This is a genomic window from Eudoraea algarum, assembly GCF_050589645.1.
Lineage (GTDB): Bacteria > Bacteroidota > Bacteroidia > Flavobacteriales > Flavobacteriaceae > JBNGOQ01.
In genome coordinates this window covers 698,629-709,716 of sequence record NZ_JBNGOQ010000002.1, presented here as the reverse complement: position 1 = coordinate 709,716, position 11,088 = coordinate 698,629, and the positions used below count along the sequence as shown (strand labels likewise).

Annotated in this window: 9 protein-coding genes; 2 read left to right on the top strand and 7 right to left on the bottom strand. The window is 46.7% G+C overall.

Features of this window, described 5'->3' with window-relative positions:
• Nucleotides 1-4: 4 nt before the first annotated feature.
• The 3 genes from ACRD67_RS09590 to ACRD67_RS09580 form a co-directional block, all read right to left on the bottom strand.
• Nucleotides 5-691, bottom strand: coding sequence for an LOG family protein (locus ACRD67_RS09590; protein WP_430966916.1), 687 nt, complete (start codon nucleotides 689-691; stop codon nucleotides 5-7).
• Between the two features lie 77 nt (nucleotides 692-768).
• Nucleotides 769-3,603 (bottom strand): excinuclease ABC subunit UvrA, encoded by a 2,835-nt coding sequence (gene uvrA, locus ACRD67_RS09585; protein WP_430966915.1) that lies wholly within the window; start codon nucleotides 3,601-3,603, stop codon nucleotides 769-771.
• An 87-nt stretch (nucleotides 3,604-3,690) separates the two neighbouring features.
• The gene (locus ACRD67_RS09580) at nucleotides 3,691-4,464 is read right to left on the bottom strand and encodes a TIGR03915 family putative DNA repair protein (RefSeq protein WP_430966914.1); all 774 of its coding nucleotides are present in this window, start codon (nucleotides 4,462-4,464) and stop codon (nucleotides 3,691-3,693) included.
• 292 nt (nucleotides 4,465-4,756) lie between these two features.
• On the opposite strand from ACRD67_RS09580, the gene ACRD67_RS09575 reads away from it, so the two are divergent.
• Entirely contained in the window at nucleotides 4,757-5,515 is a 759-nt protein-coding gene (locus ACRD67_RS09575; RefSeq protein ID WP_430967160.1) for an XRE family transcriptional regulator, read from the top strand.
• A 121-nt stretch (nucleotides 5,516-5,636) separates the two neighbouring features.
• On the opposite strand, the gene ACRD67_RS09570 is transcribed toward ACRD67_RS09575, so the two are convergent.
• From ACRD67_RS09570 to ACRD67_RS09560, 3 genes are read right to left on the bottom strand one after another with little or no spacing between them, the layout of a single operon-like run.
• Nucleotides 5,637-6,377 carry a hypothetical protein gene (locus ACRD67_RS09570; protein WP_430966913.1) on the bottom strand — a complete coding sequence of 247 codons (741 nt, stop codon included), beginning with the start codon at nucleotides 6,375-6,377 and terminating at the stop codon, nucleotides 5,637-5,639.
• Between the two features lie 31 nt (nucleotides 6,378-6,408).
• Entirely contained in the window at nucleotides 6,409-8,091 is a 1,683-nt protein-coding gene (gene ggt / locus ACRD67_RS09565; RefSeq protein WP_430966912.1) for a gamma-glutamyltransferase, read from the bottom strand.
• Nucleotides 8,079-8,672, bottom strand: coding sequence for an acyl carrier protein phosphodiesterase (locus tag ACRD67_RS09560; RefSeq protein ID WP_430966911.1), 594 nt, complete (start codon nucleotides 8,670-8,672; stop codon nucleotides 8,079-8,081). The genes ggt and ACRD67_RS09560 overlap by 13 nt, the downstream gene beginning before the upstream one ends.
• Before the next feature lie 91 nt (nucleotides 8,673-8,763).
• Between ACRD67_RS09560 and glmM the strand changes: the two genes are divergently transcribed.
• Entirely contained in the window at nucleotides 8,764-10,152 is a 1,389-nt protein-coding gene (gene glmM / locus ACRD67_RS09555) for a phosphoglucosamine mutase (protein ID WP_430966910.1), read from the top strand.
• On the opposite strand, the gene ACRD67_RS09550 is transcribed toward glmM, so the two are convergent.
• The gene (locus ACRD67_RS09550) at nucleotides 10,153-11,025 is read right to left on the bottom strand and encodes an alpha/beta fold hydrolase (RefSeq protein ID WP_430966909.1); all 873 of its coding nucleotides are present in this window, start codon (nucleotides 11,023-11,025) and stop codon (nucleotides 10,153-10,155) included.
• Nucleotides 11,026-11,088: the final 63 nt, after the last annotated feature.

Genomic DNA, 11,088 nt, shown 5'->3' with positions numbered 1-11,088 from the left:
TGGATTAAAAATTGGGGCTCAGGATATTTCCTTTGTAGAAAGCATCGATAATTTCGACCACCTCTTTCCCCGAGTCTACAATTTTGATAAGATCAAGGTCTTGAGGGCTAATATTGCCCGCTTGGAGCATGGTAGTTTTTACCCAATCGAAAAGGCCTTCCCAGAAATGGGAGCCTACTAGAATAATAGGAAATTTTCCAATTTTGTTCGTTTGGATCAGGGTAATGGCTTCAAAAAGCTCATCCAGGGTGCCGAAACCGCCGGGCATAACCACAAAGCCCTGGGAGTATTTTACGAACATCACTTTGCGGACAAAGAAATAGTCAAAGTCCAAGTTCTTGTCGTCATCGATATAGGGGTTGTCGTGTTGTTCAAAGGGCAGGTCTATATTGAGTCCTACGGAAGTACCTCCGGCCAAATGCGCCCCCCTATTGCCAGCTTCCATGATACCAGGTCCTCCGCCAGTAATGACACCGTAGCCCGCCTCGGCAACGCTTTTGGCGATATCTATGGCTAGTTTGTAGTACTTGTCCGATTCCTGTGTCCGTGCGGAACCAAAAATGGAGACACAGGGTCCTATGGCGCTCATTTTTTCAAAACCACTCACGAACTCGCCCATGATTTTGAAAATGGCCCATGAGTCGTTGGTCTTAATTTCATTCCAACCTTTATGATGCTGTTCTTTTCTCATCCTTATTGTATTAACTTTCCCATATCCGTTAACGATCGCAGATCAACCATTGTTGTACCCGTGTTGAGAAACACGTTTCACAAACCTAATTCTTTTCTAAGAAATATGGAGGTATAGCTCTTTTTATCTTTGGCCACTTCCTCGGGAGTTCCCTCTGCAACTATCATGCCGCCCCCGCGGCCACCTTCGTACCCTATGTCTATAATATAATCAACCATTTTGATGACGTCCATATTGTGCTCAATGACCAAAACGGTATTTCCTTTGTCTACCAATTTGTTCAAAACTTCCATTAAAACCCGAATATCCTCAAAATGGAGCCCGGTGGTAGGTTCATCCAAGATATAAAAAGTATTGCCGGTATCCCGTTTTGAGAGTTCGGTCGCCAGTTTGATACGTTGGGCCTCGCCGCCCGAAAGGGTAGTGGACTGCTGTCCCAAGGAAATATACCCCAGGCCTACATCCTGGATGGTCTTTAGCTTTCGATGGATTTTAGGGATTTTTTCGAAGAAACTGACCGCCTCGTTTATCGTCATTTCCAAAACGTCGGAAATGGATTGTGCCTTATACCTGATTTCCAGGGTTTCCCTGTTAAAACGTTTGCCATTGCAGGTTTCACATTCCACATATACATCCGGAAGAAAATTCATTTCAATGACCCTGAGACCACCGCCCTGACAAGTTTCACATCTTCCGCCCGTTACGTTAAAACTGAAGCGCCCCGGTTTGTATCCCCGGATTGCCGCTTCGGGAGTTTTGGCAAATAGGGAGCGTATTTCACTAAAAACACCGGTATAGGTGGCCGGATTGGACCGTGGTGTTCTACCAATGGGAGACTGGTTGATGTCTATGACCTTATCTATATGCTCCAAACCGTTAATTTTCTTGTATGGCATGGGCTTTCTGACCCCGTTAAAATAGTGGGCATTTAAGATGGGATACAAGGTTTCATTGATAAGAGTAGACTTGCCACTTCCAGATACCCCGGTAACCCCGATCATTTTCCCAAGGGGAATCCGTACGGTAACATTTTTAAGGTTGTTGCCGGTACAACCCGAAAGTACTATAGCCTTACCCGTACCCTTTCTTCTTTTTGAGGGAATGGGGATTTCCTTTTGTCCGGTGATGTAATCGGCCGTTAGGGTATGGTGCTTTTTAAGATCCTTGGGTTTCCCCTCCGAGATGATCTCCCCACCGTGCTTCCCGGCCCGGGGACCAATATCGATGACATGATCCGCATGTTCTATCATATCCCGATCGTGCTCCACCACAATGACAGAATTTCCAATATCCCTAAGGGACTCCAGAGATCGGATTAGCCGTGCATTGTCCCGTTGGTGCAAGCCAATACTGGGTTCGTCCAGAATGTAGAGTACCCCAACCAATTGCGATCCGATCTGTGTTGCCAGACGAATACGCTGCGCCTCACCCCCGGACAAGGATTTGGAGCTCCTGTTGAGCGACAGATAATCCAGGCCAACATCCAAAAGAAATTGGATCCGCGTTTTGATTTCCTTAATGATCTCCTCGGCAATCGTACGCTGGTTTCCATCTAATTTATGATCCAGGTCTTTAAAGAAATCGGCCAATTCCGCGATATCCAAATGGGCCAGTTCGGCAATATTCTTGTTGTCTACCCTAAAATTCAGGGATTCTTTCCGTAAACGGGAGCCTTCACATTCCGGGCAGGTGATCTTATCCATAAATTCCTTGGCCCAACGGCGTATGGAAGTGGAGTCTGACTGATCAAACTGGCTTTTGATAAAATTGGAGATGCCTTCGTAATCAATCTTATATTCACGTTTTACCCCCAAAGTTTTGGAATCTACCTCGAAACGTTCTTCCCCGCCGTAAAGAATAATATGCAGGGCTTCCTCGGGGATTTTAGTAATAGGATCGGTCAATTCAAAATCATAGCGCTGGGCAATAGTCTCTATCTGTTTAAAGGCCCAGGATTTTTTGTACTCGCCCAAGGGCGCAATACCTCCTAAAGTGATGGACAATTTTTTGTTAGGGAATATCTTTTGATCATTTACCTCGTGCACATGCCCCAGGCCGTTGCATGCTTTGCACATGCCCTTGGGCGAATTAAAGGAAAAGGTGTTGGGCTCCGGTATGGGATAGGAAATACCTGTGGAAGGGCACATTAAGTCCCTACTAAAATAACGCGGTTCAGAGGTACCCTCTTCCAAAACGGTAAGCACATTGTTACCGCTGTACATGGCCGTATTGATCGATTCGGTCAGCCGTTTGTCCAATTCTTCGCTATCGGTCACCTTGAGGCGATCTATTACGATATCAATATCATGGGTTTTGTACCGATCTACCTTCATGCCCTTCACGATGTCCACGATTTCACCATCTACCCGGACCTTTACAAAACCTTGTTTCGCAATTTGTTCAAACAGTTCCCGATAATGCCCCTTTCTTGATTTTACGATAGGGGCAAGGATGTTTATCCGCTTGTTGGTGTAGGCCGATTTTATAAGGGCCTTGATCTGCTCATCGCTGTAGCTGACCATTTTTTCGCCGGTGTTATAGCTATAGGCATCTGCTGCGCGTGCGAATAACAGCCGCAGAAAATCATAGACCTCCGTAATGGTACCTACGGTGGAACGGGGCGATTTGGAGGTGGTTTTTTGTTCTATGGCAATGACAGGGGAGAGGCCGTCTATTTTATCAACATCGGGTCGCTCCAGTCCGCCCAAAAACTGTCGCGCGTAGGCCGAAAAAGTTTCTATATAACGCCTTTGTCCCTCGGCATAGATGGTGTCGAAGGCCAGGGACGACTTACCACTGCCCGAAAGCCCGGTAATCACCACCAATTTTTCCCGTGGGATGGTGACGTCAATATTTTTAAGGTTGTGGACGCGGGCCCCTTTGACCTCGATATTTTCCTCGAAATGTGTCATTTTGGAAAGCAAAGTTGCAAAGGTACGGTTTTGGCCCCTAAAAAAGAAGCTGGGTCGGTTTAGTTTATCTTCGTTGCCCCTTGAAAATTATACCGCTGTTTTTTCCCTGGAATACCCTAAATTCCTTCTGGTCGACCGAGTGGTAAGCAGTTTTTTGTTCAGGAGGGATATAATAGGCACCTCCTTAAAGTAATTGTCCCACATTTCCTGATCGCTAGAGGTTTCTTGTAGGAAGCGATCACCTTTAATAATGCGTCCGGCGTAAACTTCATGAAGATTTAAGGAAACAAGTTCCACACCGTCCAAATTGTAATAGAGGCCATACTTTCTTTTAGTATCATAGATGATCCAAGGTTTATCCGTATAGCGCGACCTGAAGTGTTTTGATATCAATGGGAGGATATTAAAATCCGGATCGACAGCTGCAAAATATACCTGGTCCTGTGTCAATTGGAACCGTAGTGAAGTTTCTGTTCGCCGTTTTTCCCTGGCCACCATATGGGCCAGCTGGCCCACTTTGAAAATCAAGTCCTCGTCATGGCGTGGTTCTGCCACATTAAGGCCCGCGAACAGCTTCCTCACATATCGGTACAGCAGCAATTCTATTCCCTTGGACTCACTGAGAAATGCAAAATAAACGTTCTTAATCGCCAAATTGCTCTTCTTACCAATCCCCGTCCACACTCGCTTGGCGAGGTCTATTTGGGTAAAGACCACTTCCGTTTCCGAGAACAGGCCCTCTTGGCCCTTACTTTCCTTTTGAATGTCGGAAACGATCATTTTCTCCTCAAAGGCCTTGAAAATTGCAGTCAGAAAGCCGTTGAAACTACCGTCGTAAATTAAAGTTTTTGCATTTTTCATAATCAATTGAATAAACGTAATTGAACCTCCGGGATATTTTCTGAGTTAGTACTCGATGGTGCGTTGCCCTTGCGCTTGGAAACACCTTTGGACCTTGTCCGTTTCGTCAGGACTGGCTCCGCTATGTAGGTATCGTTCATTCCGAGCTTCGCCAGACCGTTTAATTTGTCTTGTATTTCGTTCATAGGACATTGTGGTATTTGTAATGATTCCAAAAATATGGAAAATTTCCCAATGTTGGAAATAATCCATAATTTATTTTGGAAATAATCCAAATTATGTATATTTGAGCATGGAAAATGAATTGGACATCGCGGCAAAACGGTTTACGGAAGTACGAAGGGACCTTGGATACACCCAGGCCGATTTTGCCAAGCAATTGGGAATTTCGAGTACAACGGCCGATATTGAGCGTGGGCGTACCAAACTCTCCGGTAAAGTAGTGGCCGAGCTGCTAAAACAGTACAACATCAATCCACTTTGGCTTTTTGGGGAAAGCGGACAGCAGTACTTGTCCAGTACCAATACAAGTGTGATTCCCAAAGTGGTCACCGTCGATACTTCTGATAACGAGAACATGGTCTTGGTGAATGCCAAGGCTGCTGCAGGTTACCCCCAGAATATCCAAGACACCAGTTGGTACCGCCAACTACCAGCATTTGATATGCCCTTGCCCGAATTTCGAAACGCTACCTACAGGGGATTCCAGGTAGAAGGGGATAGTATGCTGCCCAACCTTCATCCCGGGGAATGGGTGTTGGCCAAAGCCTTGGAACATTTGGATGACGTAAACCCCAATAAAATGTACGTTGTGGTGCTACAGGATGCCGTACTGGTCAAAAAAATCGAAAAACTACCCAACTCCCAAAACATAGTGCTCATCTCTTTGAACGAGACTTACCCGCCCTATGAGATTGAACCACATCAAGTCCAGGAACTTTGGCAAGTGAGCAGCAAGATTACCTTTGGCGTGGATGCCACTACAGAAAAAGGGCTTTTGAGACAGCTGCAGGAATCCATGGAGGAACTTAAAAATCAGCTCAAGAAATAACAAGTTTCTTAGCATCCAATTGCTTATCACCAAATAAAAAAACCAAGGCGCTATCGGATGGTAAATCCGTAGGAAATTAACGATTGGGGTACCGCAAGCTACCGGTTCAACCTCAAATAGCTTAGTTGTACCCTTTTACCGCGCCCATATCCAGGGTAATAGGTCCCAGTTCATGCGATTTGGGAAGAAATGCACCGCTATCCACCACCTGCCAATCGTCCCAGCTGGCCTCTACGCCCCCTATGGGAATGATGCTCACCCACATTTGATAACTTTCTGGGAAACCATCCTGCCGTAGTTTCCAGAGATAGGTATCCCCTGGGGTATCCCCACCACTGGAGTAGGTGACCAACAACCCTCGAGAACCGTCTTCCATAAGCACAACGCCCCGTTGGGTACCCGGGTCAAAAACCTTGAAGGGCGCTACCAACCAAAAGGAATCGTTGTTGAACAAAGCGGTTGCTTTTTTGATCAACTTTTCCGCTCGATCACCCCTTACCAAACCGGTGTTTTGATAGGCCATACTTTTGGCAGTATCGTTTAGATCCAGCACCACTTTTTTATCGCTCCACGTTACCTGGGCCACCCCTTTGGTCTTGTCCCATAAAAATTGATGGGCCCCATTTCTAAAGGACCATTCCAAATATCGGGTATTTTTGTAGGCTTCATTACCTACCGCCTTCAACATTTTATTGGCCAGCATATCGGCTTCAAAACTTGCTTCGAGCTCGGGCCGTGGCTCATGGCAAAGCACATAAAGCACCGCGTAGGTGAACAGGAGCAATATTCCGAGCCCCAGGAGGGCCCGTGCGAGTATCTTCAGTAATTTTTTGATAGGTATACGGATTAAATGGATGTACAATTATATCTCCCTAAAGCTACATCTTAATGTTCTAAAATCCTACAGCGGTGTCGTCTCCACGTTTATCGGCGCCACCTTCCAACGTGCCATCGGGCAGCACCCGTATGGCATCGACCTTGGCTGTTATGGGAGTGCGCCCTTTATTTACCTGATAGCCCTTGGATTCCAACTCGGCCTTTAATGCTTCCGGAAAGCCTTCCAATTCAAAGGTCACCGTATCGGGGAGCCACTGATGGTGGAAACGAGGCGCATTTACGGCGTCCTGCATACTCATTCCAAACTCGTAGGCGTTTAATATGGTCTGTGCCACGGCTGTTATGATGGCAGATCCCCCGGGAGAACCCACTACCATCCATAGTTTTCCGTCCTTTTCCACAATCGTGGGTGTCATACTGCTTAGCATGCGTTTTTCTGGCGCAATACTGTTGGCATTGGCACCTACCAGTCCATACGTGTTGGGAACACCGGGTTTTGAGCTAAAGTCGTCCATCTCGTTATTGAGAAAGAAACCCAGTTCATCACAATACAACTTGGAGCCGTAGCCTCCGTTCAGCGTGGTTGTTGTGGAAACGGCATTCCCCATCCCGTCCACAATAGAATAATGGGTGGTTTCAGTGCTTTCTATGATTTCCACGGCACCCCGTTCTATTTCCGAGGACTTGGTGGCCCGGTCAAAGCTGAAGTCGAGCATCCGTTCCTGGAGATAGGCATCGTTGCGCAGGACCTCCAGAGGAATGTCTACAAAATCGGGGTCCCCCAAATAGTGGTTCCTGTCGGCATAAGCCCTTCTGCAGGCTTCGGTGAACAATTGGACCGCCTCTACCGAGTGATGTCCGTAAGCCGCAATATCATAGGGCTCCATCATTTTGAAGATCTGGTTAAGGGTTACCCCGCCACTGCTGGGAGGGCTCATCGAGATAATTTTAAGCGTCTTGTAATCAAAAACCACGGGTGTGCGCCATTTAGCCTGGTATTTTTCCAGGTCTTCAACGGTAATATAACCACCTTTGTCTTGGATAAAGGTGGCCAATTTCCTTGCGGTCTCGCCCTTATAGAATTCGTCCCTACCGTTTTTGGCTATGCGCTTCAACGTACGGGCCAAGGCCCCATATTTAATGGTATCCCCCGGTTTAAAGGACGCTGCGAACAAGGTGCTGTCACCATTTACTTGTAGGATGGTCTTTTTGTATTTTTCAATCCGCACTGCCTGTTTTTCGGTAACAATCACCCCCTTTTCGGCGAGTTCGATTACGGGTCGGAGGATGGTCTCCATAGGGAGCGATCCAAATTTTTTATGTACTTCAAAAACACCGGCCACGGAACCGGGAACACCCACCGAGGTAGCACCAATAGTGCTTTTGCCCGGAACTACATTGCCCAGGGAGTCCAAATACATGTCCCTGTGTGCCGATAGTGGCGCTTTTTCCCTATAGTCCAAGCCTCCGACAGCTCCATCACTGGTACGATACACCATAAACCCGCCTCCGCCCAAATTGCCCGCATAGGGGTATGCCACGGCCAAAGCCATTTCGGTGGCTACCATGGCATCAAAGGCGTTTCCACCTTTTCCAAGAATTTCAGCACCTATTCTGGAGGCTTCTGCACGGGCAGAAACTACCATGGCATTTTCGGTAACAACACCAGTAGGCGGAGCTAAATTTTTACTGCAACCAATAAAAAGGAGAAGGGAAAACAGGGGTATTATTTTTCGCATAGGGAAAGGTATTTTTGTTTGGAAAAGATAATTAACTCTTCAAAGAAGGAGGTGAATTCAGATTCAAATTCGGAATAATGTTCCTCGAGGTCCAATATGGCAAAATTCATTTTGGATCTGTTTTTGGTCCTGCGGTTCATTCCGTTCAACACTCTGCCAATGCCTTCCATCTTGGCATAGTTGTAGATCCAATTATCAGCGATCATATAGGGCATCATCCGTTTTATGCCCTCGGGAAGCAAGGTATAATTATCTTCGAGCAGGTCATAGAAGTTCTCCACAAATTCCTTGAGCGGGGTGGGTGAGTAGCTCGACCAATTTTTGGCAAGAAAATGATCGTAAAAAATATCAACGATTACTCCGCTATAGTGGCTGTAGTTCCTATGGAGCCTTTTGGTACTCTTGCGAACCGTAGCATGTGCGTCGGTGTAGGTATCGATGGCCCGGTGTAGCAATATACCTTTCTGCACCTGCTTGGGCAGATGATCGTAACGGTTTCCCCGAATGCTATCGGCAATGAAATTTCCGATGGTCACTTGGTCATCGTCAAAGGACAGATAGATGTGCGCTAGAAAATTCATGGGTACCTAAAATTCTTAAGGCCGAATTTACTAATTAGCAACATATGATTGACCACAGACTTGTATATTTGCCAAAACTTTTTCGTTCTATATGACACTTATAAAATCCATTTCCGGAATACGGGGTACCATTGGTGGGTCACCTGGGGATAATTTAACGCCGATCGATGCCGTAAAATTTGCTGCTGCCTATGGCAGTTGGCTTAAGGAAAATACCAATAAAGCTAAGCTCAGAATCGTAATAGGACGCGACGCCCGTATTTCTGGGGAAATGATCCAAAACCTAGTGGTCTCCACCTTGGTGGGCTTGGGTATAGACGTATTGGACCTTGGACTTTCCACCACGCCCACGGTAGAAATAGCCGTACCTCTGGAAAAGGCAGATGGCGGGATCATTCTCACTGCCAGCCATAATCCCAAACAATGGAATGCCTTGAAGCTTTTAAATGCGAAAGGCGAGTTTTTGGATGCCGAACAAGGGGCCAAAATCCTGCAACTGGCAGAAAGTGAGGCCTTTTCATTTTCCGAGGTGGATGCTTTGGGACAGGTTTCCAAAAATGATACCTATATCGATATCCACATCCAGGAAGTGCTGAACCTACCACTTGTAGATGCGGATACCATCAAGAAAAGCAGGTTCAAAGTGGTTGTGGACGGGGTAAATTCCACGGGAGGAATTGCCATTCCCAAACTTCTTAAGGCTTTAGGGGTAGAGGTAGTGGAACTGTACTGCGACCCTACCGGACATTTTCCGCATAATCCCGAGCCTCTAAAGGAGCATTTAGGGGATATTTGCGAATTGGTGGTAAAGGAAAAAGCCGATTTTGGTATCGTTGTGGACCCCGATGTAGATCGCTTGGCCTTTATTGATAATACTGGGGAAATGTTCGGGGAGGAATATACCTTAGTGGCCTGTGCCGACTATGTACTTGCGAAGATCGGGGGAAATACAGTTTCCAATCTGTCCTCTTCACGGGCCCTACGGGATGTCACCGAAAAATACGGGGGCACCTATGAGGCCGCGGCTGTGGGAGAGGTGAATGTGGTCACTAAAATGAAGGAAAACCATGCCATCATAGGAGGAGAGGGCAACGGGGGTATCATTTACCCGGAAAGTCATTACGGTAGGGATTCTTTGGTGGGAACCGCGCTGTTTTTAATGTTGATGGCGGAACGTGGCGGAACGGTCCGGGAGCTAAGAGACAGTTATCCCGCTTATTTTATGAGCAAAAAGAAAATACAACTGACGCCCGATTTGGATGTGGATGCTTTGCTGGCACAGATGCAACAGAAATACAGGGATGAGGAAGTAAGCGCTGTGGACGGGGTAAAAATAGATTTTCCGGAAAACTGGGTACACCTCAGGAAATCCAATACCGAACCGATCATACGGATCTATACGGAAGCAAAAAGTCAGGCCGAGGCGGATGCACTTGCCGACAGAATTATTTTGGAGATCAAGGAAATAGCTGGAATCTGATCAAGGTTGTTCCTCGGACTTTAGCCAGTCTATCAGGTTTTTTATAACAAAATCCTGTTGTTCCCAAATAAAAAAGTGGTTTCCACCCTCCAACGGGAGAAGCTTTATTGTTTGTGCCTGGGTAAACTCGCGCTGCATAAACGGGACATTCCCATAAGGCACCAATTTGTCCTCGGTGCCGTGCATGATCAGCACATTTTGGGAAACTTTGTGCAACTCCTTCTTGAGATGCTTGAGATCGGTTTTCAGCAAAATCAATTCCTCGTTTGATGGCTTTAGGGAACCGGGAACCAAATATTTTAAGGGAAAGGCACCGAAGGGATAACGCCAGCGTTCCGGTTTTTCGCAATGGGGATCCAGCGCACCCGCAAAGATGGCCAGGTTATCGTAGAGCGCCGGTTGGTCCACGGCCATTTGAGCAATCAAGGGTCCTCCATAAGAGTGGCCGATAAGGGTATAGGCCTCCCCGTTGCTTAGGGCCACCAATAGGGAGTTCAATTGTTTTGCCTGTGCCTTTAGGCCCATGCTTTTTCGGTAGTCGCTATAACCAAAACCAGGCCTGTCCGGAGCTATTATCCTAAAGTGTTCGCGCAGCACGGAATCTGCCAGATACCCCTTGTAGGCATCCCAACTTCCCGGGGAGCCATGTACAAATACGAGGGTAGGGGCATTGGTCTTTCCGGTCTGAATGTAGTGGATTTCCTGATTTCCTATTTGCACTGTAGTATCAACATAGGCCACCTTTTGTTCCACAAAGAATTTCTTCGTCTGGGACCGGGAAGTGCGCATTGTAAGGCAGGAATAATTGAATAGGAGATAGGCCAATAGCGGCGCATAGATGAAATACCTTTTTTTAAATCGTATGGCGACCATAGTTCCTGTTCCTTGCTAAAGTGGTTATCTCCATTCTAGTTTCCTATCCGATTTTGGGGCGCT